15 protein-coding genes are annotated in these 22,861 nt (G+C 70.9%); 6 read left to right on the top strand and 9 right to left on the bottom strand.

The features are described 5' to 3' along the window. Positions 1-53 precede the first annotated feature (53 nt). Both JR065_RS15035 and JR065_RS15040 read right to left on the bottom strand, forming a co-directional pair. Positions 54-2,345, bottom strand: a complete 2,292-nt coding sequence (locus JR065_RS15035) for an NADP-dependent malic enzyme (protein WP_206235105.1) — start codon at positions 2,343-2,345, stop codon at positions 54-56. A gap of 147 nt (positions 2,346-2,492) precedes the next feature. Then, positions 2,493-3,824, bottom strand: a complete 1,332-nt coding sequence (locus tag JR065_RS15040; protein ID WP_206235106.1) for a dicarboxylate/amino acid:cation symporter — start codon at positions 3,822-3,824, stop codon at positions 2,493-2,495. A 453-nt stretch (positions 3,825-4,277) separates the two neighbouring features. Here JR065_RS15040 and JR065_RS15045 point away from each other — a divergent pair, with 453 nt between their 5' ends. Then, positions 4,278-5,441: an OprO/OprP family phosphate-selective porin gene (locus JR065_RS15045; RefSeq protein ID WP_206235107.1), complete on the top strand. Its 1,164-nt coding sequence runs from the start codon at positions 4,278-4,280 to the stop codon at positions 5,439-5,441. A gap of 170 nt (positions 5,442-5,611) precedes the next feature. Next, on the top strand, positions 5,612-8,260 hold the full coding sequence (locus JR065_RS15050) for a hybrid sensor histidine kinase/response regulator (protein WP_206235111.1): 2,649 nt from the start codon (positions 5,612-5,614) through the stop codon (positions 8,258-8,260). Between the two features lie 440 nt (positions 8,261-8,700). On the opposite strand, the gene JR065_RS15055 is transcribed toward JR065_RS15050, so the two are convergent. After that, positions 8,701-9,042 (bottom strand): DUF5713 family protein, encoded by a 342-nt coding sequence (locus JR065_RS15055; RefSeq protein ID WP_206235112.1) that lies wholly within the window; start codon positions 9,040-9,042, stop codon positions 8,701-8,703. Positions 9,043-9,130: 88 nt separating this feature from the next. Continuing rightward, entirely contained in the window at positions 9,131-9,769 is a 639-nt protein-coding gene (locus tag JR065_RS15060; protein ID WP_206235114.1) for a LuxR C-terminal-related transcriptional regulator, read from the bottom strand. Positions 9,770-9,885: 116 nt separating this feature from the next. Here JR065_RS15060 and JR065_RS15065 point away from each other — a divergent pair, with 116 nt between their 5' ends. Further along, positions 9,886-13,026, top strand: a complete 3,141-nt coding sequence (locus tag JR065_RS15065; protein ID WP_343237279.1) for a diguanylate cyclase domain-containing protein — start codon at positions 9,886-9,888, stop codon at positions 13,024-13,026. Positions 13,027-13,309: 283 nt separating this feature from the next. On the opposite strand, the gene JR065_RS15070 is transcribed toward JR065_RS15065, so the two are convergent. From JR065_RS15070 to JR065_RS15080, 3 genes are read right to left on the bottom strand one after another with little or no spacing between them, the layout of a single operon-like run. Then, positions 13,310-14,377: an ABC transporter substrate-binding protein gene (locus JR065_RS15070; RefSeq protein ID WP_206235115.1), complete on the bottom strand. Its 1,068-nt coding sequence runs from the start codon at positions 14,375-14,377 to the stop codon at positions 13,310-13,312. Further along, positions 14,374-15,762 carry a sensor histidine kinase gene (locus JR065_RS15075; RefSeq protein ID WP_206235116.1) on the bottom strand — a complete coding sequence of 463 codons (1,389 nt, stop codon included), beginning with the start codon at positions 15,760-15,762 and terminating at the stop codon, positions 14,374-14,376. Before JR065_RS15075 ends, JR065_RS15070 begins: the two co-directional genes overlap by 4 nt. After that, positions 15,755-16,453 (bottom strand): response regulator transcription factor, encoded by a 699-nt coding sequence (locus tag JR065_RS15080; protein ID WP_206235117.1) that lies wholly within the window; start codon positions 16,451-16,453, stop codon positions 15,755-15,757. The genes JR065_RS15075 and JR065_RS15080 overlap by 8 nt, the downstream gene beginning before the upstream one ends. A 268-nt stretch (positions 16,454-16,721) precedes the next feature. Here JR065_RS15080 and JR065_RS15085 point away from each other — a divergent pair, with 268 nt between their 5' ends. From JR065_RS15085 to phbB, 3 genes are all read left to right on the top strand, one after another. Beyond that, positions 16,722-17,876 (top strand): OprO/OprP family phosphate-selective porin, encoded by a 1,155-nt coding sequence (locus JR065_RS15085; RefSeq protein ID WP_241093659.1) that lies wholly within the window; start codon positions 16,722-16,724, stop codon positions 17,874-17,876. A gap of 142 nt (positions 17,877-18,018) precedes the next feature. Further along, positions 18,019-19,344: a CitMHS family transporter gene (locus JR065_RS15090; protein WP_206235120.1), complete on the top strand. Its 1,326-nt coding sequence runs from the start codon at positions 18,019-18,021 to the stop codon at positions 19,342-19,344. 138 nt (positions 19,345-19,482) lie between these two features. After that, entirely contained in the window at positions 19,483-20,223 is a 741-nt protein-coding gene (gene phbB / locus JR065_RS15095) for an acetoacetyl-CoA reductase (protein ID WP_206235121.1), read from the top strand. Positions 20,224-20,399: 176 nt separating this feature from the next. Here phbB and JR065_RS15100 read toward each other — a convergent pair whose 3' ends face one another. Both JR065_RS15100 and rsgA read right to left on the bottom strand, forming a co-directional pair. Beyond that, complete coding sequence (locus JR065_RS15100; protein WP_206235122.1) at positions 20,400-21,665, bottom strand: flavohemoglobin expression-modulating QEGLA motif protein; 1,266 nt, start codon at positions 21,663-21,665, stop codon at positions 20,400-20,402. Positions 21,666-21,672: 7 nt separating this feature from the next. Beyond that, positions 21,673-22,782: a ribosome small subunit-dependent GTPase A gene (gene rsgA, locus JR065_RS15105; protein WP_206235123.1), complete on the bottom strand. Its 1,110-nt coding sequence runs from the start codon at positions 22,780-22,782 to the stop codon at positions 21,673-21,675. Positions 22,783-22,861 lie beyond the last annotated feature (79 nt).

Here is a 22,861-nt window from a genome sequence, read left to right on the forward strand (position 1 = left end):
CTGCGCAATGCCAACGCACTGCGACAGCGCCGTCCGGCGCGCGGCACCTTCCTCTAGTCGGCCTTTTCCGCGTCCAGCTGCTTGCGGATCTGCGCATCCACCGCGGCGATCGCGGTCATGTTCATCACCCGCCGCGGGCTGGCGCTGGTGGTGAGGATGTGCACCGGCTTGGAGATGCCCATCAGGATCGGTCCGATCGCCACGCCCTCGGTGAACACCCGCACCAGGTTGTAGGCGATGTTGGCCGCTTCCAGGTTCGGCAGCACGAACAGGTTGGCGCGGCCCTTCAGCGTGCTGTTGGGCAGCAGCTTCTGCCGCAGCACCTCGTCCCAGGCGGTGTCGCCCTGCATCTCGCCATCCACGTTCAGGCGCGGATTGCGCTTGAGCAGCAGCTCGCGCACCCGGCGCATCTTCAGCGCATCGCACGAGTCGTGGCTGCCGAAGTTGGAATGCGACAGCAGCGCGATGTTCGGCTCGATACCGAACAGCTTCATCCGGAACGCCGCCTGCAGCGTGGCCTCGGCGATCTGCTCGGCGGTCGGGTCGTCCTGCACGTGGGTGTCGAGGAAGAAGAACACGCCCTGCTGGTTGATCACCCCGGTCATCGCCGAGGTCGAGCTGACCCGTGGCTCCAGCGGGATCACGCTGCGCACGTAGCCCAGCTTCTTGTGGAAGCGGCCGACCACGCCGCTGAGCATGGCGTCGGCTTCGCCGCGCGCGACCATCACCGCGGCGATCAGCGTCGGCCGCGAGCGCATCAGGTTCTTGGCCGCCGCCACGGTGACGCCGCGGCGCCCGGTCAGCGCGTGGTAGTACTGCCAGTAGTCGTTGAAGCGCGGATCGTCGTTGATGTTGGTGATCTCGAAGTCCACGCCGGCCTTCATGCGCAGGCCCAGGCGCTGGATGCGCGCCTCGATCACGTCCGGGCGGCCGATCAGGATCGGCGACGCCAGGCCTTCGTCGATCACGGTCTGCACCGCGCCCAGCACCACTTCCTCCTCGCCCTCGGCGTAGACCACGCGCTGCTTGTCGGCGCGCGCGCGGTCGTACACCGGCTTCATCATCAGGCTGGTGCGGTAGACGAACTGGCCGAGTTTCTCGCGGTAGGCGCGCATGTCGGCGATCGGCCGCGTGGCCACCCCCGAGTCCATCGCCGCCTGCGCCACCGCCGAGGACAGGTCCACCAGCAGGCGCCGGTCGAACGGGCGCGGGATCAGGTATTCCGGGCCGAAGCTGGGCATCTCGCCGCCGTAGGCCGCGCCGAGGTCGGACGCCTCGCGCCGGGCCATCGCCGCGATCGCCTTGACGCAGGCGATCTTCATTTCCTCGTTGATGCCGGTGGCGCCCACGTCCAGCGCGCCGCGGAACAGGTACGGGAAGCACAGCGCGTTGTTGACCTGGTTCGGATAGTCCGAGCGGCCGGTGCCGATGATGCAGTCCGGGCGCACGCGCTTGGCGTCCTCGGGCAGGATCTCCGGATACGGGTTGGCCAGCGCCATGATCACCGGCTGCGGCGCCATCGTCGCCACCATCTCCGGCTTGAGGATGCCGCCAGCCGACAGGCCGAGGAAAATGTCGGCGCCCTCGACGATCTCGGCCAGCGTGCGCTTGTCGGTGTCGCGCGCATAGCGCTGCTTGTCCGGGTCCAGGTCGGTGCGGCCGCTGTGGATCACGCCGTCGCGGTCGAAGGCCAGGATGTTCTCCGGCTTGAGCCCGAGCGAGACCAGCATGTTGACGCAGGAGATGCCGGCCGCGCCCATGCCGGTGGTGGCCAGCCTGACCTCGCCGATCTTCTTGCCGGTGATCTCCAGCGCGTTGAGGATCGCCGCACCGACGATGATCGCGGTGCCGTGCTGGTCGTCGTGGAACACCGGGATGTTCATCCGATCGCGCAGCTTGCGCTCGACTACGAAGCACTCCGGCGCCTTGATGTCTTCCAGGTTGATGCCGCCGAACGTGGGCTCGAGACTGGCGATGATGTCGACCAGCTTGTCCGGATCGTTCTCGTTGATTTCGATGTCGAACACGTCGATGCCGGCGAACTTCTGGAACAGCACGCCCTTGCCTTCCATCACCGGCTTGGACGCCAGCGGGCCGATGTTGCCCAGGCCCAGCACCGCGGTGCCGTTGGTGATCACCGCCACCAGATTGCCGCGCGCGGTCAGCTCGCTGGCCAGGTTCGGGTCTTCGACGATGGCCTCGCAGGCATGCGCCACGCCCGGCGAATACGCCAGCGACAGGTCGCGCTGGGTCAGCATCGGCTTGGTCGCGGCCACCTTGATCTTGCCCGGCGGCTGCTGGCGGTGATAGTCGAGGGCGGCCTGCTTGAAATCTTCGTTTGACATCGAGGCTTCTGTAGTCGGGAGGCGCGAGGGAACCGGGATTCTAACCCCTGGACCGCGGCCGGGCCTGTCTTGCGGCTGTCGCCGCGGAGTGCGTGAACGCGCGAACACGACGCGCCGGCAAGGCCGGCGCGTCGCGTGGCGGCAGGATCAGCGGGTGACGGCGGACTCGATCGCCACCGGGGGCAGCGCCTCCTCGCCGCCGTCCAGGGCAATGCGCAGGCGGTCGCGGTCCAGCGCGTTCTCCCAGCGCGACACCACCACCGTGGCCACCGCGTTGCCGATGAAGTTGGTCAGCGAGCGGCATTCGCTCATGAAGCGGTCCACGCCGAGGATCAGCGCCATGCCCGCCACCGGCACCTCCGGCACCACCGCCAGCGTCGCCGCCAGGGTGATGAAGCCGGCGCCGGTCACGCCGGCCGCGCCCTTGGAGCTGAGCATCGCCACCAGCAGCAGCGCGATCTGGTGGCCCAGGGTCAGCTCGGTGTTGGTGGCCTGGGCGATGAACAGCGCGGCCAGGGTCATGTAGATGTTGGTGCCGTCCAGGTTGAACGAATAGCCGGTCGGGACCACCAGGCCCACCACCGACTTCTCGCAGCCGGCCTTCTCCATCTTCTCCATCAGCGACGGCAGCGCCGATTCGGACGAGGAGGTGCCGAGCACCAGCAGCAGCTCGGCCTTCAGGTAGCGGATCAGCTTGAGGATCGAGAAGCCGCACAGGCGCGACACCGCGCCCAGGATCACCAGCACGAACAGCAGCGCGGTGACGTAGAACGAACCCACCAGCCAGGCCAGGTTGATCAGCGATTCCACGCCGTACTTGCCGATGGTGAAGGCGATCGCGCCGAACGCGCCGATCGGCGCGGCCCGCATCAGGAGGTGCACCAGCTTGAACACCGGCGCGGTCAGCGACTCCAGCAGGTTCAGCACCGGCTTGCCGCGGTCGCCGGCCAGCGCCAGCGCCACGCCGAACAGCACCGCCACGAACAGCACCTGCAGGATGTTGTCGCCGACGAACGGGCTGAGCAGGGTCTTGGGGATGATGTCCATCAAAAAGCCGACCAGGGTCAGCTCGTGCGACTTCTCCACGTAGCTGTGCACCGCGCTCTGGTCCAGGTCGGCCGGGTTGATGTTCATGCCGGCGCCGGGCTGCACCACGTGCGCGACGACCATGCCGACGACCAGCGCCAGCGTGGAGAAGAACAGGAAGTACACCATCGCCTTGGCGAACACCCGGCCCACCGTCTTCAGGTGGGTCATGCCGGCGATGCCGGTGACGATGGTCAGGAAGATCACCGGCGCGATGATCATCTTCACCAGCTTGATGAACGCATCGCCCAGCGGCTTGAGGCTTTCGGCAAAGGCCGGCTCGAAGTGGCCGAGCACCGCGCCAAGCACGATGGCGACCACCACCTGGAAATACAGCTGCCGGTAGAACGGCACGTGGCGCGCGACGGGGCTGACGGGAGTAGGAATATGCATGGAGAGCGGCTCCGGGGACGAGACGGCCGGGGCCTGTTGCAGGCCCCGGGATGGCGCCTTTTGTACTCTGCGTCCCGTTCTAAGCAGATAACCTATTGGTACTAGTCCCCTGTCACCGGTGCCTGTTGCGCAGTTACAGTGTGCCGGCACGTCCACGAGGGAGTGGTACGCGGCGCCGGCCGGTCGCGGGGAGGGCCTTGCGACACCGCCGTTGCGTACCGTCCGCAAACAGAGATGTCCGGCGCATTCAGGGAAGCGGCCCGCGCCACGCTTAAAGATGCGCCGGATCCGCCCGCTATTGTTACAGGCGGGATCGTTTGACGGCGATGCGCCTGCGACCACGCCCGTTTTTCGGCGTGGACCTGGAACGGACGATGTAGTGCCCGCGCCTGCCTTGACCCATGCACGCCCAAGGCCACGCGGTTTATTCCCTATCAAGAAGATACCGACACCATGCGCCATACCCTTCTCTTCGCCGCGCTGTGCCTGACCGCCGCGCCCGCCGCCGCTGCCGGCTTCGACGACTGGCCGACCAAGGTCGCCTTCGACGACGGCACCGAACTGGCCCTCACCGGCAACTACGGCTACGACTGGAACAACTTCTCCGACGATCCGCGCCTGGAGGACGACGACGATTTCCGCCGCAAGGAATTCGGCGCCACGCTGAAGAAGAAGGGCGTGTACGACGCGATGGTGTACTTCGACTTCCAGTCCAAGCTGTGGCTGGACGTGTTCTTCCGCTTCGAGACCAAGGCGCTGTTCGGCGCCGACTACGGCAAGGTGCGGCTGGGCTACATCAAGGTTCCGGTGGGCCTGGAAGGCGTGACCAGTTCGCGCGCCGACAGCTTCCTGGAGACCGCGCTGCCGATCCAGGCGATCTACCAGGGCCGCCGCACCGGCGTGGAATGGACCTTCGAGCGTCCGCAGTACCTGTTGCAGGCCGGCGCGTACGGCGGCAAGGACCTGCAGGGCGACAACCCCGGCACCACCCAGGCGGTGCGCGGCGTGTGGACCCCGGTCAAGGCCGAGGGCGACGTGCTGCACCTGGGCATCGCCACCTCGGTGGAGAACCCGCGCGGCTACCACAACGGCCTGGACGTGAGCTTCAGCCCGCGCACGCGCCTGCGCGCGCGTCCGGAAGCCGGCCTCACCGACGTGCGCCTGATCGATTCGGGCACCCTGGTCAACGTCGACAAGGTGGTGCGTACCGGCCTGGAAGGCATCTGGATCAAGGGCCCGTTCTCGGTGCAGGCCGAAGCGCTGCGCGCCGACGTCAGCCGCGAAAACGGCCTGCCGGACTACACCGCCGACGGCCAGTACATCTTCGGCAGCTGGGTGGTGACCGGCGAGTCGCGTCCGTACAGCGCCGGCAACGTGGCCAACGTCAAGCCGGCCAACGCCTACGGTGCGGTCGAGCTGCTGGCCCGCTACAGCCGCCTGGACCTGGACGACGGCAGCATCCAGGGCGGCAACGAGCGCAACTGGACCCTGGGCGCCAACTGGTACCTGACCAGCCACTTCAAGTTCCAGGCCAACTACGTGCGCGCCGATGCCGAGCGCGGCGGCGTGCGCACCAAGCCCAAGGCGGTGGAACTGCGCGCCCAGGTCCAGTTCTGATCCAGCGCCGACGCCGCGCCGCCCCGACACATCGTCGTGGCGGCGCTGCGATGCACGCGATCCGCGCGGCAGCCAAGGGCCTGCTGGCGCCATCGGAACCGGCCGCGTGCCGTGTCCAATGGCGCCAGCAGGCCCTAAGCTGATCCGCTACCGTCCGGACCGCCTGCCGCATGCATCCCGCCTCGCGCTTTCGCCGCCTCGCCCTGCTCCTGATCGTCGTGCTCGGCGGCATGGCCCTGGCGATGCTGTCGGCCGGCCGCATCGCCGAGCAACGCGCGCTGCGCGCCGAGAGCCGGCAGCTGCGCCAGCAACTGGACCTGTACGCACAGACGCTGCAGCAGCGCATCGACCGCTATCGCACGCTGCCGCAGGTGCTGGCGCTGGATCCGGAGCTGCGCGCCGCGCTGACCCGGCCGCTGGACGCGGCCGACCACCAGCGGCTGAATCTCAAGCTGGAACGGGCCAACGACGTCACCCGCTCCTCGACCCTGACCCTGATCGACCGCCGCGGCGTCGCCCTGGCCGCCAGCAACTGGCGCCTGGCCAGCAGCAACGTCGGCGCCGACTACAGTTTCCGCCCGTACGTGAAACAGGCGCTGGCGCAGGGCAGCGGCCGCTTCTACGGCATCGGCATGACCACCGGCGTGCCCGGCTATTTCCTGTCGCAGGCGATCGTCGACGAACGCGGCCAGCCGCTCGGCGTGATCGTGATCAAGATCGAACTGGCGGCGCTGGAACGCGAGTGGCTGCGCGTGCCCGACGTGGTGCTGGTCAGCGATCGCCATGGCGTGGTGTTCCTGTCCAGCCGCGACGCCTGGCGCTACCGGCAGCTGCAGCCGCTCAGCGCGCACGAGCGCGCCGAACTGCTGGCCACGCGCCAGTACGCCAGCCAGACCCTGCTGCCGGCGCAACGCCGCACCGTGGAGACGCTGGAGGACGGCGGCGAGGTGATGCGCGTGGCGGCGCCGGCGCACCCGGCGCCGTTGCTGTGGCAGAGCGCGGCGCTGCCGGAGAGCGGCTGGCGGCTGCACCTGCTGCACGACGTCGGCGGCAGCCGCGCGGCCGGGCGCGCCGCGGCGCTGGCGGCGGCCGGCATCTGGCTGGCGCTGGTGTTCCTGGCGCTGCTGTTCCAGCAACGCCGGCGCCTGGCGCAGCTGCGCCAGCGCAGCCGCGACGAGCTGGAATCGCTGCTGCAGCACCACGCGCAGGAACTGCGCAGCGCGCAGGACGGCATCGTGCAGGCGGCGCAGCAGGCCGACACCGGCCTCAGCCGCAGCCTGGAACACCTGCCGCAAGGGGTGGTGATCATCGACGCGCAGCTGCGGCTGGTGGCGTGGAATTCGCGCTACCTGGAGATCTTCCGCTTCCCGCCCGAGCTGATCCGCGTCGGCCGCCCGATCGAGGACGTGTTCCGCTACAACGCGCGCCGCGGCCTGCTCGGCCCCGGCCCGGTGGAAGCGGCGATCCAGCGCCGCCTGGAGCATCTGCGCAGCGGCCGCCCGCACATGCGCGAGAGCGAGAAGGACGACGGCACGGTGCTGGAGATCCGCGGCAATCCGCTGCCCGACGGCGGCTTCGTCACCAGCTACGCCGACATCACCAGCTACAAGAACGCCGCGCGCGAATTGCGCTCGCTGGCCGACGCGCTCGAGCACCGCGTCGCCGAACGCACCCGCGACCTGGCCGATGCCAAGCGCGAGGCCGAGAACGCCAACCGCTACAAGACCCGCTTCGTCGCCTCGGCGGTGCACGACCTGCTGCAGCCGCTCAATGCCGCGCGCATGTTCGTCTCGGCGCTGCGCGGCAAGCTGGCCGAGCCCGACGCGCGCCAGATCGCCGACCACGTCGACAACGCGCTCGCCGCGCAGGACGCGATCCTCAACAGCCTGCTGGACATCTCGCGGCTGGAATCGGGCACGCTGAAGACGCAGGTGTGCGACTTCCCGCTCGGCCCGCTGCTGCAGACCCTGGCGCACGAGTTCGGCATCGTCGCCGAGGACCGCGGCCTGCGCCTGGACCACGTGGCCACGCGCGCGGCGGTGCGCAGCGACGAGACCCTGCTGCGGCGCATCCTGCAGAACTTCCTGTCCAACGCGGTGCGCTACACCGCGCGCGGCCACGTGCTGATCGGCTGCCGCCGCGACGGCGACCACCTGCGCATCGAGGTGCACGACCAGGGCCCGGGCATTCCCGAGGCGTTGCAGCAGGAGATCTTCGAGGAGTTCCGCCGCCTCGACGATGGCGTGACCCAGGACCGCGGCGCCGGGCTGGGCCTGGCGATCGTCGAGCGCATCGGCCGCCTGCTCGGCCATCGCATCGGCCTGCGCTCGCGGCTCGGCCGCGGCAGCGTGTTCGCGGTGACGGTGCCGCTGGGCGACGCCGACGCGGCGGCGCAGGTGCGCGCGCCGACCGCGGTGGCCAGCGACAACGGCGACGACCCGATCCTGCACGGCTGCCGGGTGTGGTGCATCGACGACGACCCGCGCGTGTGCGACGCCAGCCGCGCGTTGCTCGAACGCTGGGCGTGCCGGGTGGAGTTCGCCGCCGGCCCCGACGAGGCGCTGGCCGCCGCGCAACCCGGCCAGGCGCCGGAGATGGTGCTGCTGGACGTGCGCATGGGCCAGCGCGACGGCCCGTCGCTGTACCCGCTGCTGTGCGCGCGCTGGGGCTACGAACCGCGGGTGATCCTGGTCACCGCCGAGCGCGACGACGCGCTGCGGCAGCAGGCGCAGGATGCCGGCTGGGGCTTCCTGTCCAAGCCGGTACGCGCGCCGGCCTTGCGCGCGCTGATGACGCAGATGCTGCTGCGCCGCGGTTGAGCTTCTCTTGCCCTGAGAAGGGAATAGCTGGCGGCTCTAGCCCCTCTCCCATCGGGAGAGGGGTTGGGGTGAGGGTCCGAGCGTCGCGCGGGGGTCGGGTGCGCGAGGCTTCGCCGCACCCTCATCCGGCCCTTCGGGCCACCTTCTCCCGATGGGAGAAGGGAACGGCCCGGCGCGCTTTAGCCCCTCTCCCACCGGGAGAGGGGTTGGGGTGAGGGTCCGGACGAATCACGCCGGTTTGGGTGCGCGAGGCTTCGCCCGTACCCTCATCCGGCCCTGCGGGCCACCTTCTCCCGATGGGAGAAGGGAACAGCCTGGCGGCGCTAGCCCCTCTCCCACCGGGAGAGGGGTTGGGGTGAGGGTCCGGGCGTCGCGCGGGGTTCGGGCGCGCGAGGCTTCGCCCCGTACCCCATCAGGCCGGCGGCACCCGACCGCCCCGCTCACCACTCGCGCGGCGCGATCAGTTCCTCGCCGTCGGCGTCTTCGAAGCCGTAGACCTTGGCGATGTGCAGGAAGTCCACGCCGATGTTGTCGCGCGCGGCGGTCTCGATCTCGCTGTCGTGCGCCTCGAATTCCAGCGCCAGCGCGTTGAACTCTTCGGTGGCCGCATGGGTCAGCCGGTACAGCGCGTCCAGGCTGTCCGGGGCCTGCTCCTCGATCGTCTCGCACAGCCGGCGCAGGATCTTCTGGCCCTTGCCGACCAGGAAGGAAGGGAAATAGTCGTCGTCAAGCATTTCCTGCAAGAACGGGTAGTGGGTGATCTGCTCGTTGCGGATGGGCATGGTCCGGGGGTCCTTTCCGCCCGCAGGAAGCGCGGGCATAGGTGCATAGCATCGCGTATCCGCGCGCTGCGGAAAATGGCGCCGGCGCTCAGGCCTCGCCTTCCGGCTCCAGCGCCTTGACCAGCACCGCGGCCTGCGTGCGACTGTGACATTCGAGTTTCTTCAGGATGGCGGTCACGTGAACCTTCACGGTGTTCTCGGCCAGGCCCAGCTCGTAGGCGATCTGCTTGTTGAGCAGGCCGTCGGCCAGGCACAGCAGCACGCGGAACTGCTGCGGGGTCAGCTGCGCCAGCCGCGCCGCCAGCTGCGCGTCGGCTTCCGAACGCGCCGCGGTCAGCGGCGGGAACCAAGTGCCGCCATCGAGCACCGCCGCCACCGCGATGCCGATGGTCTCGGCCGGCGAGGACTTGGGAATGAAACCGGCCGCGCCGAACTGCTGCGCGCGGCGGATCACCCGCGGATGGTCGTTGGAGGAGATCACCACCACCGGCACGTCCGGGCGTTCGCCGCGCACGTGCAGCAGCGCCGAGAAGCCGCGCGCGCCCGGCATCGCCAGGTCCAGCAGGACCAGGTCGGCGTCGGGCTGCGCGGCCAGCGCCGCGTCCAGCGTGGCGGCGCTGGACGCCTCGGTCACCCTCGCGCGCGGCAGCGCCTGGCGCAGCGCGTGCAGCACCGCGGCGCGGAACAGGGGGTGGTCGTCGGCGACGAGGATCGTGGGCGCATCCATGGCTACAGTCTGGCATGCGCGGGCCGGCGCTGCGCCGGCGATCCTCTGCCGCGGCGCACCCGCGCGCGCCGAGCGCCGCCATTAAAGCGATGCCGTTGCGCGGCCGATAGCGGGATGTGACCTCGATCCTGTCGACTCTCCTGGATGGCTGGCGGCCTGCTGGGCGCCTGTGCGCGGTGCTGGCGCTGCTGGCGCCGGGCATCGCCGTGGCCGCGCCGCCGTCACCATCGCCGCAGGCGGACACCGCGCTGCCGCGCAGCCTGGAGCATTTCGGCCTGGACGCGGGCCTGTCGCAGCTGTCGATCAGCGCGATGCAGAGCGACGACCAGGGCTTTCTGTGGGTGGCCACCCAGGACGGCCTGAACCGCTTCGACGGGCATCATTTCCGCGTCTATCGCCACGAACTGAACCCGGACGAGCGGCAGAGCCTGGCCAGCAGCAGCATCGACAGCCTGGCGTTCGAGGCGCGCGGCTCGCGGCTGTGGCTGGGCACCGACGACGCCGGCCTGGAGGTGATCGAGCTGGCCAGCTGGCGGCGGCACCGGCTGGGCGTGGCCGACGGGCTCTCGCACGACCGGGTGAGCCACATCCTGGTCGACCCGCGCGGCGGCGCATGGCTGGGAACCGAGCGCGGCATCGACCGCGTCGACGCCGCCGTGCGCCGGGTGACGCCGCTGGGCGGCGATGCGCCGGTGGTGGGCATGGCGTGGCTGCCTGGCGGCCGCGGCGCGGTGGCGCTGGACCGCCGCTGCCGGCTGTGGAAGCTCGGCGCCACCGGACGCCAGGCCCTGGCTGCGCCGCCGGGCATCGACGAATGCGTGGCGCTGCAGTCCGGGCCGGAAGGCCTGTGGCTGGCGTCCGCCGGCGCCGGCCTGTTCCGGCTGGACGCGCACGGCCGGGTGCTCGGACGCTGGACGACGCGCCAGCTGCTGGCCGGCGACCACGACCTGAGCGCGCTGATCCGCCTGGCCGACGGACGGATCCTGTCCGGCTTCGTCGACGGCACGGTGACCCAGTTGGAACCGGGCGGCGCGGCGCCGCAGCGGCTGAGCTTCGACCACCCGCCGCGCAGCGGCATCCTGCGCTTCCACCAGGACGGCAACGGCCCGTGGTGGATCGGCACCTATACCTCCGGGCTGTACCGGGTGCGCCCGCTGTCGTCGGTGATCCGCAACGGCGACAAGGCGCTGAGCGACATCGGCCACTGGCCCAGTTCCAGCGTGCGCAGCCTGTGGGGCGACGGCGAGCGCCTGCTGGTCGGCACCGACCAGGGGCTGTTGCTGCGCGAGCGCGAACGCGCGCCGTGGCGCCTGCCCGCGGCGCTGGCCACGCGCGCGGTGCGCGCCATCGGCGGCGACCGCGACGGCTGGTGGCTGGGCACCCGGCACGGGGTCTGGCACCTGGCCGGCAACGGCGCGCTGACCCGGCTCGAGGGCCTGCCCGACGAGCACGTGGACGACCTGCTGGTCGAGGGCGACACCGTGTGGGTGGCCACGCGCAAGGGCCTGGCGCGGGTGGTGGACGGGCGCGTGCGCGAGGACCGGCGGCTGGCGCCGCTGGCCGGGCGCCTGCTGACCCGGGTGTACCGCGACTCGGCCGGCACGCTGTGGGTCGGCTGCAACGACTGCGGGCTGTGGCGCATTCGCGGCGACCGCCCCGCTGAGCCCTACCGGCCCGGCGGCGCCGGGCTGTACAAGTCGGTGTGGTCGCTGTACGAGAAGGACCGCACGCTGTGGGTGGGCACGTTCTCCGGCGGCCTGTACCAGGTCGATCTCAGGCGCGACGTGTCGCTGCGCTACACCGACCGCGAAGGCCTGGGCAGCAACGTCGTCTACACCATCCTGCCCGATCCGCTGGGGCGGCTGTGGCTGAGCACCAACAACGGCCTGAGCGTGCTCGACCCGGCCACGCGCATCGTGCAGAACCTGGGCCGCCGCGACGGCCTGCACAACCAGGAATTCAACAGCGGCCGCGGCTACCGCGACGCCCAGGGCCTGCTGTACTTCGGCGGCACCCAGGGCGTGGACGTGATCGATCCGACCCGCCTGCCGCTGCGCAGCGCGCCGGCACGCGCGGTGCTGACCGAGCTGCGCGTGCTCGACGCCGGCGAACGCCCGCGCGACGCGCCGCCGCAAACGGACGTGGTCTACACCCGGGACATCGCGCTGGACTACCGCGACAACGTGTTCACCGTGGGCATGACCGCGATCGACTTCACCGCCCCCGGCGCGGCGCGGCTGCGCTACCGCATGGACGGCCTGCAGAAGGGCTGGATCTATCCGCAGAGCGCGCACAGCGAGTTCTCGGTCAGCCACCTGCCGCCGGACCGCTACACGCTGCAGGTGCAGGCGGCGGGCCGCGACGGCCAGTTCGGCGCCTCGCGCACGCTGGCGATCGTGATCCGCCCGCCGCCGTGGCGGCATCCGTTCGCCTACGCCGGCTACGCGCTGCTGGGCCTGCTGGCGCTGGGCCTGGCGATCCACCGCGTGCGCCGCACGGTCAACCGCGAACGCGAGATGGTGGAACTGCTCAACCTCACCGTGGCCGAGCGTACCGCCCAGCTCGAACGCGCCAACCAGCGCCTGCTGCTCAGCAACGCGCAGCTGGAGGCGGCCACGCGCCTGGACCCGCTGACCCGCGTCGCCAACCGCCGCGAACTGCAGGACTGGCTGGCGCGCGAGTGCCCGCGGCTGCTCGCGCAGCTGGACGGCGGCGGCCACGAGGCGCTGTACTTCTTCATGATCGACGTGGACAACTTCAAGCGCATCAACGACGACTATGGCCACCAGGCCGGCGACAAGGCGCTGATGCAGTTCGCCGACAGCCTGCGCGCGCTGAGCGGCGAAGACGACCTGCTGGTGCGCTGGGGCGGGGAGGAGTTCCTGCTGGTGACACGGCTGGCCAGCGCTGAGGCCGCCGAGGCGCTGGCCGAACGGCTGCGCGCGTCGGTGGCCGCGCGGCGCCTGGCGCTGGACGCGCGCGAGCCGGCGCCGACCTGCTCGATCGGGTTCACGCCGTGGCCGTTCGCCGCCGCGTGGCCGACGCTCGGCGACTGGGAACAGAGCGTCGGCCTGGCCGACCGCTGCCTGTACGCGGCCAAGGCCGCCGGCAAGGACGCCTGGGTGGGGCTGGCGGCCGGCCCGGCGCCGGACCGGCCGCGGCTGCACGCGCTGCTGGCCGGCGGCGACCCGCAGCGGCTCGGCGACAGCGTGCGCATCCTGCATTCCACCGCGCAGCCGCCGCGCTTCCCGCGCTGAACCGCTGGTGCCGCGCTGCGGGGTGCGCGCGCAGCGCCTGCGCCAGGGCCTGTTGACGCTATCGGGATAGGCCACGCCGTGCTTGGGGGCGTGCGGGGCGAGCAAGAGCGAGGGAGCGTATGCCGCTAAGCGACCGAACGATGACGCCGCCCGTGCGCGCCCAAGCGCGGTCCTGCGGGTTGCCGTGTGCGGCTTGGACAGGCGGCCAGCCTGCCGCGGCGCACGCACGACCGCCTGGACCCGGATATGGCAACGTGGCCTGTCCCGATAGCGTCAACAGGCCCTAAGGTGCCCGCTTCATGCTGCTGCGCCACGCCTCGAGGAACTGGCGGCGCTTGAGTGCGTCCAGGTAGACCAGCAGCCCCGGCCCGAGCGCGATCGGGCGGAACGAGGTGGTGGCCACGCCGCCGTAGCGGCCGTGCACCGGCAGGATCGGTTTGAGCCGCGCCTCGCGCGACAGCACCTGCTGCCCGCGCGGCGACAGCAGGTAGTCCAGGAAGCGGCGCGCTTCGGCGGCATGCGGCGTATCGCGCGGGATCACCGCGGTGCGCAGCGCCACCAGCGTGTAGTCCTCCGGCTGCACGATCGCCAGCGGCGCGCCGGCGTCGATGCGCGCCTGCGCGTAGGACCCCAGCACGTTGTACGCCAGCAGCAGCTCGCCGCGGCTGACCCGGTCGAGCAGCACGCCGGTGCGCTCCTCCAGCTGCACGTGGTTGTCGCCGAGCGCGGCCAGCAGCGCGCCGGCCATGCTGCCGAGCTGGCCGTCCTGGGTCGCGAACAGGTAGCCCACGCCGCTGCGCTCCACGTCGTAGGTCCCGACCCGGCCGCGCAGCGGCGCGCCCGGCGCGCGCAGCAGTTCCAGCAGCTGGCCGCGGGTGCGCGGCACCTGCGCCGCCGGCAACCGCGCCTTGTTGTAGACGATCGCCACCGGCTCGTAGCTGATGCCGAACACCTCGTGGCGCCATTGCGCCCATGCAGGCAGCGCCTCGGTCTGCGGCGAACGGTGTGCCAGCGCGTGGCCGTCGTTCACCAGCTTGGTCTGCAGGTCCATGCTGGCGCTGATCAGCATGTCGGCGCGCTGGCTGCCGGGGCGCGGATGCACGTAGCGTTCGTACATGTCCCAGGCGATCACGTCCTCGTAGATCACTTCGGTGCGCGGATACAGCCGCTGGTAATCGGCGACGACGGCGGCGAACACCTCGCTGTCGGTGGAGCCCTGGATGCGCAGCTGCGCGGTGGCCGCGCCCTTGGCCGGGAAACGCTGCACGTCGCCCGGCGCGGCGCAGGCGCCGCCGGCCACGCCGCAGGCCAGCAGCAGGACGAAACGGCGCAACGTGGCGAATGCGTTCATGGGTGCAGCCTAGGCAGACGCAGGGTGGCGATCAACCCGCCGCCGACGCGGTTGGACAGATCGATGCGGCCGCCGTGGCTGTCCACCACGCGCTTGACGATGGCCAGGCCGAGCCCGGCGCCGCCCGGCGCGGCGCCCTCGCCGCGCGCGAAGCGTTCGAACACGCGTTCGGCATCGGCAGCGGCGATGCCCGGGCCGTGGTCGGCGACGGTGACCACGCATTCGCGCGCCTCGCAGGTCAGCGCCACCTGCAGCGGCGCCTGGCCGCCGTACTTGCAGGCGTTGTCGATCAGGTTCTTGATCGCCTCGCGCAGCAGCAGCGCATCGCCGCGCACCAGGGCCGGTTCGCCGGCGATGGCCAGTTGCACGCGCGGGCGCGGCTCGGACTGCGGCAGCGCCTCGTGCAGCGCCTGGTGCACGGTCTCGGCCAGGTCGACGGTGGCGTAGCGTTGCAGGTTGGCGCGGTGGATCACGCTGGCATCGCTGAGCAGCTGGTTGAGCAGCCGGCTCATGTGGGTGGCGTTGCGCTCGATCGTATCCAGGCTGCGGCGCATGTCGCGCGGGTCCTCGTCGTCCAGCGCCAGCTGCGCCTGCGCGCGCAGCGCCGCCAGCGGCGTGCGCATCTGGTGCGCGGCCTCGGCCATGAACGCGCGCAGGGTTTCGTTGCTGCCGGCCAGGCGCGCCATGAAGCGGTTCAGCGCCGACACCATCTGGTCCAGTTCCTGCGGCGCGGCCACCGCCAGCGGCTTCAGGTCCGACGGCTCGCGCCGCGACAGGTCGCGCTCGATCTTGTGCAGCGGGCGCAGCGCCCTGTACACGCCCAGCCATACCAGCGCCAGCGACAGCAGCGACAGCACCGCGATGGCGACCAGCGCGTGCAGCACCACGTCGCGCGCCAGCGCCGCGCGCGCGCGCCGGGTCTGCCCGACCTGCACCCACACCTCGCCCTGCGCCGAGGCCGACGACACCCGCCGCGCCACCACCGCAAAGCGCACGCGCTCGCCGCTGTAGACCGCGTCGAACAGCGCCGGGCCGGCGTCGGCCGCCGGCAGCGCCGCCGCCCGCGGCAGGTCGTCATAGCCGGTGATGGTGGCGCCGCGCGCGTCGAACACGCGGTAGAACACCCGGTCCTCCGGCGCCATCGCCAGCAGGTCCAGCGATGCGTACGGCAGGTCCACCTGCCACTGCCCGCCGACCAGCGCCACGCTGTCGACAATCGACAGCGCCGAGGACACCAGCAGGTGATCGTAGGAGCGGTTGGCCGCGCGCTGGCCGTAGTCGCGCGCGAGGAAGAACAGCGCCACCGCGCCGAGCAGCGACAACGCGCCCAGGTACAGCAGCAGCGTGCGCCGGATCGACGGCGCCGGCAGCGCGGCGTCAGTCATCGGCCGCATCCGCCGGCGCCGCGGCATCGGCCGGCTCCAGCTTGTAGCCGACCCCGCGCACGGTGACGATGCGCAGCGGCGCGGCGGCCAGCTTCCTGCGCAGGCGGCCGACGTACAGCTCGATCGCGTTCGGGCCGGCCTCGTCGTCGAAGCCGAACAGGCCGTTGCCGATCTCGTCCTTGCCCACCACCTGGCCGAGCCGGCCGATCAGGATCTCCAGCAGGCGGTATTCGCGGTTGGGCAGCTCGATCGCCGTGCCGTGGAGCGTGACCCGGTGCGCGGCGTTGTCGAAGGCGAAGCCGCCCAGCTGCACCACCTCGCTGGCATTGCCGCGGTTGCGCCGCAACAGCACGCGGCAGCGCGCCTCGAACTCGCGGAAGTCGAACGGCTTGCCGAGATAGTCGTCGGCGCCCACGTCCAGCGCCTGCACGCGGTCCTCGATGCCGTCGCGCGCGGTCAGCATCAGCACCGGCGTGGTGTCGCCGCGCTCGCGCAGCCCGGCCAGCACGCGCAACCCGTCGAGCCCGGGCAGGCCGATGTCCAGCACCACCAGGTCGAAGCTCTGGTAGCGCAGCACGCTGGCCGCGCCGAGCCCATCGCTCTGCCAGTCCACCGCATGGCCGCTGCGGCGCATGCGCCGCACGATCGCATCGGCCAGATCGGCGTTGTCCTCGACTAGCAAAAGGCGCATTCGGGCCGGGAATCGGGAATGGATAATCGGGAATGGTAAGAGCAATTGCCGAAGCCTAGCGCATCCGGAGAGCAATGCCGTTCCTAGTCCCCATTCCCGATTTCCCATTCCCACCGACAGGTCGATGACAGCTTCGCGCGCCTAGGCTGCAGCCATGCTGGCCGCGGCCCTCCAGGCAACGGCTGCCGATCCATCGACGCGCTACGCGCACCTGGGAGGGTACGTGGACCTGAAGCAACTGAGCCTGTGCGGCGCCTGCTCCTGCGTTTTGCTGTGCTTGCCCGCGCTGGCGCGGGCCGCCGACGGCGACGGCGAAGGGCCGGTCAGCGCCGAGATCGGCGGCCGCCTGCACTGGGACTTCGCCCAGTTCGACAATGACCACCGCGGCACGCCCAATCCCGACGACACCGAGATCCGCCGGCTGTGGATCGACGTGTCCGGCAGGTTCTTCGGCTTCGGCTACAAGGTCGAAGGCGATTTCGCCGGGCTGCAGGACGATTTCAACGGCAAGGGCATCGAGGCCAAGGACGTCTACCTGACCCGCAGGTTCGGCGCCGGCACGCTGAGCGTGGGCCAGTTCAAGCAGTACTTTTCGCTGGACGACCGCACCGGTTCCAACTACGGCCAGTTCCTGGAGCGCGGCGCAGCGGCCAGCACACTGGCGCCGCTGTACCGCAAGGCGGTGTCGTGGCAGGCGGCCGGCAAGGACTACACCTGGGCGGCGAGCATCTACAGCCTGGAGAGCATCGACGTGTCCAACGTCGAGGGCCGCGCCTTCGGCGGCCGCGGCACCTGGGCCCCGGGCGCGCGCGACGGCGACGTGCTGCACCTGGGCCTGTCGCTGGCGCACGAGCGCTACGACCACCCCGGCGCCGGCGGCGCGCCGGCGCTGCGCATCCGCCCGCGTCCGGCCGGGCACCTGTCCGACGAGAGCCGGCTGACCCTGGCCGACTTCGGCAGCGGCCGCGACACCGACGTGGACAAGTGGTCGCTGGAATACGCGCAGGTGCGCGGCCCGCTGTCGTGGCAGGGCGAGTTCAGCGGCGGGCTGTTCGACGACGGCGCGCAGCGCGCGCAGGTACTGGCCGCCTACGGTTTCGTCAGCTGGTTCGTCACCGGCGAATCGCGCGGCTACGACGGCAAGACCGGGCGCTTCGCCCGCATCAGGCAGGTCAACCGCCCGCGCGGCGCGTTCGAACTGGCGCTGCGCTATGACCGCATGTGGGGCGAGCAGCACCGCTACGGCCAGCCCGACCTGATCGACGCGTCGACCGAATCGTGGACGCTGGGCGGCAACTGGTACCTCAAGCCGAACCTGCGCCTGATGCTCGACCTGATCGACAGCCGCAACCGCGACCACCTGGCGGGGACCACGCTCGACCATACCCGGGCGATCACTGGTCGCTTCCAGTACGACTTCTGATCCTGCGGGACTCGGGACTCGGGACTCGAGACCCGAAGAACGGAAGTCGGTAACGCTTCAAATCGCGATGCCGCGCTTTTCCGAGTCCCGAGTCCCCAGTCCCGAGTCCCGCCCCCCTTCCGCACCACCAAGGAACACCCCCATGCTGACCGCGCTCGGCTTCGGAATGGTCATCACCTTCATGTACCTGATCATGAGCAAGCGGCTGTCGCCGCTGGTCGCGCTGATCATCGTGCCGATCGCCTTCGCGCTGGCCGGCGGCTTCGGCACCGGCATCAACGAGATGATGCTCGACGGCATCAAGAAGATCGCGCCCACCGGGGTGATGCTGATGTTCGCCATCCTGTACTTCGGGGTGATGATCGATGCCGGGCTGTTCGACCCGCTGGTGCGGCGCATCCTGCGCATCGTCAAGGGCGACCCGCTGAAGATCGTGATGGGCACGGCGATCCTGGCGCTGCTGATCTCGCTCGACGGCGACGGCTCCACCACCTACATGATCACCGTCTCGTCGATGCTGCCGCTGTACCGGCGCCTGGGCATGAACGCGCTGAACATGACCTGCGTGACCATCCTCGCCGGCGGGGTGATGAACCTGACCCCGTGGGGCGGCCCGACCGCGCGCGCGGCCACCGCGCTGCACGTGGATCCGGCCGACGTGTTCGTGCCGCTGGTGCCGGCGATGGGCCTGGCGATCGCCGGCGTGCTGGCGCTGGCGTGGTGGCTGGGACTGAAGGAACGCCGCCGCCTGGGCGTGGTGGCGCTGCCGGGCGAGGCATGGCTGGACAGCAGCGTGGCCGACGACGGCGATGCGCTGCCGACGGTGGAGGACGCCGAGGACATCAAGCGGCCGAAACTGCTGTGGGTGAACCTGGCCCTGACCCTGGCGCTGATGACCGCGCTGGTGATCGGCGTGCTGCCGATGCCGGTGCTGTTCATGATCGGCTTCGCGCTGGCGCTGCTGATCAACTACCCGAACCTGGCCGAGCAGCGCCGCCGCCTGGTCAACCATGCCGGCAACGTGCTGTCGGTGGTGTCGCTGATCTTCGCCGCCGGCGTGTTCACCGGCATCCTGTCCAACACCGGCATGGTCGAGGCGATGTCGCGCAGCTTCCTGGCGGTGATCCCCGACGCGTGGGGACCGTACCTGGCGGTGATCACCGCACTGGCCAGCATGCCGTTCACCTTCTTCATGTCCAACGACGCGTTCTACTTCGGCGTGCTGCCGATCCTGTCGCAGGCCGCCGGCCAGTACGGCATCACCCCGGTGGAGATGGCACGCGCCTCGCTGGCCGGGCAACCGGTGCACCTGCTCAGCCCGCTGGTGCCGTCGACCTATCTGCTGGTGGGCCTGGCCAAGGTCGACTTCGCCGACCACCAGCGCTTCACCCTGAAATGGGCGGTGCTGATCTCGCTGTTGTTGATGGGCGGCGGATTGCTGTTCGGATTGTTTCCGTTCGCGGCTTGAGGAATCGGGACCAGGGACCGGGGACCAGGGACCCGAAGAACGGAAGTCGGTAAGGCTTCAGATCGCGATATCGCGCTTTTCCGGGTCCCCGGTCCCCGGTCCCTGGTCCCGTCTCCACCACACCCACAGAGGCTCCAGATGACCCTAAGAATCGCCTACGTCACCAGCGGCATGGGCAGCATCGGTACCGCGATCTGCCAGAAGCTGGCGCGCAACGGCCACACCGTGGTGGCCGGCTGCGGGCCCAACTCGCCGCGCAAGTCGTCCTGGCTGCGCGAGCAGCGCGAGCTGGGCTTCGACTTCATCGCCTCGGAGGGCAACGCCACCGACTGGGACTCCACCGTCGCCGCGTTCGCCAAGGTCAAGGCCGAGGTCGGCGAGATCGACGTGCTGGTCAACAATGCCGGCGGCAGCCGCGACACGCTGTTCCGGCAGATGAGCCGCGACGACTGGCAGGCGGTGATCGCCAGCAACCTCAACTCGCTGTTCAACATCACCAAGCAGGTGGTCGACGGCATGACCGCGCGCGGCTGGGGCCGCATCGTCAACATCGGCTCGGTCAGCGCGCAGAAGGGCCAGATCGGGCAGATCAACTACGCCACCGCCAAGGCGGCGATGCACGGCTTCAGCCGTGCGCTGGCGCAGGAAGTCGCCTCGCGCGGCGTCACCGTCAACACCGTCTCCCCCGGCTACATCGCCAGCGCGTCGATCAGCAGCTTCCCCCCCGACGTGCTCGACCGCCTGGCGACCTCGGTGCCGGTGCGCCGGCTCGGCAAGCCGGAGGACGTGGCCGCGCTGTGCGGCTGGCTGGCCTCCGACGAGGCCGCCTACGTCACCGGTGCCGACTACGCGGTCAACGGCGGGCTGCACATGGCGTGAGCGGTGCGCCGCGCCAGCGCCGGGGCTCGCCATCGCGCGGCCGAGTGTGCGCCTCGCACAGCGGCGCTGCGGCGCTCGCCGCCGTGCGAGGGGCTCGAAGCGGTGTGCCATAGACCACCGAAGACGATTTCGCGCAGCTCGGCGCAGCGCGCTGCGCGCATGCATGCCTGCGCCGCTCAGCCCTCGCCGGCCCGTGTCTGCAGCTGGTCCATGCGGATGCGGTTGGCGAACAGCGAGAACGCCAGCATCCCGGCCAGGCCGCTGGCGCGCGCGACCCAGCGCGGCAGCCAGCGCGGCGGCGCCAGCACCCCGGCTTCGAACAAGGGCGCGAACGCCGCGACGTCCTCCAGCGCCATCTTGCCGGCGAACAACCAGCGGCACAGCGGCAACCGGTCGCGCTGCAGCGCGTGGCGGAAGAAGGTATGCACCGAGACCAGCCCGCGCAGGTACACGGTGTCCTTGGTGAACGCCGCGCCGCCTTCGGTGGGCACGCCGCGGAACACCCGCTGCGCCGACGAGAAGCTCTCCTGCGCGTTCTGCCCGGCGGCGCCGAAATAGCGGAACACCTCGATGAAGTCGGCGCCATCCCGCGCCAGCGCGATCGCCTCGATGCGCAGGCTGATCCGCTTCATCCGTTCGATGTCGATGCTGCCGGTGATCTGCTCGGCGAACGTCGCCAGCCCCTCCTGGGTCGCGGTCACCCGCGGCGAGGACAGCGCCAGGCTCGGCAGGTGGACCTGCTCGCGCCCGTTGAGCGCGGTCAGCGAATGCACCAGCGCCTCGTGGTGGAACAGCTGCGCACGGTCGTAGTCGCTGAACAGCGCGCCGGCACGCAAGCGGATGCGGTGCGCGCCGGCCGCGGCCTTGGCCAGCAGTTGCGGATCCAGCTCCACGCTGATCACCCGCGACTGGAAGAATTCGTCCAGGTCGCGCTGCAGCTGCAGGCGCAGCGCGGTCGCCGACACCGGCACCTGCTCCTCCGGCGCCAGCAGTTCGCGGTCCAGCTCCTGCGCGATCTGGATGAAATGGCGCGCCGCCTCGCGCGTGCTCGGCCCCTGCCCCGGCATCGGATCGTCGGGCAGGCCGAACAGCTGCGCCGAGTAGCCGTCCACCGCCGCGGTTCCGAGCGATTCGAGCAGCGCGGCGGCCAGGTCCCAGCTGCGCACCGATGCCTGCAGGTACGCGCCGAGCGGATGCGCCGCATCGGCCGCCTGCGCGATCGCGGCCAGCTCGCGCCGGGTCGTGGCGAAATCCAGGCGCGGATACTCCACCTGCGGCAGGATCGGGTTGCCGCGCGCCACGCTGTCCAGGAACGGCGCCTGCGCCGCCGCCGGCCAGCTGGCCAGCGCGAGCAGGCGGATGCCGCGTACCGCCTTCACCAGCCGCGCATCGAGCGCGGCGTGGTGGCGGATCTCGGCCGCCACGGGCGCGGTCGCCGGCATCCTGGCCTCAGCGGCGTCCGTCGCGCGGCGCGGGCCGCTTGCCCGCGCCCTTGCCGGCGGGACGGCCGGTCCTGGCCGCGGCCGCGTTCTGCGCCTGCCGCTGCGCCAGCTTGCCGGCCGCGCCGGCCACCTCGTCGCGCAGCTTGAGGTAGTTGGCCAGCCGCGCCGGATCCAGCTCGTCGCGCTCGATCGCCGCCTGCACCGCACAGCCCGGTTCGGCCAGGTGCGCGCAGTCGTTGAAGCGGCATTGCGCGGCCAGCGCCTCGATGTCGGCGAAGCCGCCTTCGGCCAGGTCTTCCTCGCCGGTGGGCTTGAGCTCGCGCATGCCCGGGGTGTCGATCAGGCACGCGCCGGTGGGCAGCGGGATCAGCGCCCGGTGGGTGGTGGTGTGGCGGCCGCGCGAGTCGTTCTCGCGCACCGCGGCAGTGCGCATCTTCTGCAACCCGAGCAGGGTGTTGGTCAGCGTGGACTTGCCGGCGCCGGAGGAGCCGACCAGCACCGCGGTGCGGCCGGCGCCCAGCCACGGCTGCAGCACCGACACGCTCTGCGGGTCCTTGGCGTTGACCGTGCGCAGGGCGATGTTCTGCGCCGCCAGCTCGACCAGCACCGCCACCGCGTCCGGCGCGTAGTCGGTGAGGTCGGCCTTGGTCAGCACCACCACCGGCTCGGCGCCGCCGCCGCCGACCAGCAGCAGGTAGCGCTCGATGCGCCGCGGGTTGAAGTCGGCATCCAGCCCGCAGACGATGAACACCGTATCGATGTTGGCCGCGATCACCTGCTGGTGGTAGTGCTCGCCGGCCGCGCCGCGCTTGATGGAGGTGCGCCTCGGCAGCAGCGCGACGATGCGCGTGCCCTCCAGCAGCACCCAGTCGCCGACCGCCGCGCGCTCGTGGCTGGGGAAGCGCGGCCGCTGCCACTCCGGCAGCGATTCGACCTTGAACCCGGTATCGGCCGCGTCGGCGACCACGTAGCCGGTCCGATGCTGCTCGCTGACCCGCGCCGGCCGCGCCTGCGGATGCGCGTCCATCGCGGCCAGCCAGGCCGGCTCTTCCGGCATGCCGGGCCAGGGCCAGCCGATGGGGCGCAATGCGTCGAAGTCGATCTGGGGTTGGCTCATGTACCGATTCTAGACGGTGCCGGCCCGGTCCGGCCTTGACCGGCGCATTTCCGCTACCATGGGGCTTCCACGCCCCCAC

It is taken from the genome of Xanthomonas sp. (genome assembly GCF_017163755.1).
Classification (GTDB): Bacteria; Pseudomonadota; Gammaproteobacteria; order Xanthomonadales; family Xanthomonadaceae; genus Xanthomonas_A.

What these genes read in the sequence shown, in the direction of transcription:
- JR065_RS15040 (WP_206235106.1), bottom strand. Translation starts at nt 3,824, where the DNA reads ATGCATATTCCTACTCCCGTCAGCCCCGTCGCGCGCCACGTGCCGTTC.
- JR065_RS15080 (WP_206235117.1), bottom strand. Translation starts at nt 16,453, where the DNA reads ATGCGCCTTTTGCTAGTCGAGGACAACGCCGATCTGGCCGATGCGATC.
- JR065_RS15090 (WP_206235120.1), top strand. Translation starts at nt 18,019, where the DNA reads ATGCTGACCGCGCTCGGCTTCGGAATGGTCATCACCTTCATGTACCTG.
- JR065_RS15075 (WP_206235116.1), bottom strand. Translation starts at nt 15,762, where the DNA reads ATGACTGACGCCGCGCTGCCGGCGCCGTCGATCCGGCGCACGCTGCTG.
- JR065_RS15070 (WP_206235115.1), bottom strand. Translation starts at nt 14,377, where the DNA reads ATGAACGCATTCGCCACGTTGCGCCGTTTCGTCCTGCTGCTGGCCTGC.
- JR065_RS15045 (WP_206235107.1), top strand. Translation starts at nt 4,278, where the DNA reads ATGCGCCATACCCTTCTCTTCGCCGCGCTGTGCCTGACCGCCGCGCCC.
- phbB (WP_206235121.1), top strand. Translation starts at nt 19,483, where the DNA reads ATGACCCTAAGAATCGCCTACGTCACCAGCGGCATGGGCAGCATCGGT.
- JR065_RS15060 (WP_206235114.1), bottom strand. Translation starts at nt 9,769, where the DNA reads ATGGATGCGCCCACGATCCTCGTCGCCGACGACCACCCCCTGTTCCGC.
- JR065_RS15035 (WP_206235105.1), bottom strand. Translation starts at nt 2,345, where the DNA reads ATGTCAAACGAAGATTTCAAGCAGGCCGCCCTCGACTATCACCGCCAG.
- JR065_RS15055 (WP_206235112.1), bottom strand. Translation starts at nt 9,042, where the DNA reads ATGCCCATCCGCAACGAGCAGATCACCCACTACCCGTTCTTGCAGGAA.
- rsgA (WP_206235123.1), bottom strand. Translation starts at nt 22,782, where the DNA reads ATGAGCCAACCCCAGATCGACTTCGACGCATTGCGCCCCATCGGCTGG.
- JR065_RS15050 (WP_206235111.1), top strand. Translation starts at nt 5,612, where the DNA reads ATGCATCCCGCCTCGCGCTTTCGCCGCCTCGCCCTGCTCCTGATCGTC.
- JR065_RS15100 (WP_206235122.1), bottom strand. Translation starts at nt 21,665, where the DNA reads ATGCCGGCGACCGCGCCCGTGGCGGCCGAGATCCGCCACCACGCCGCG.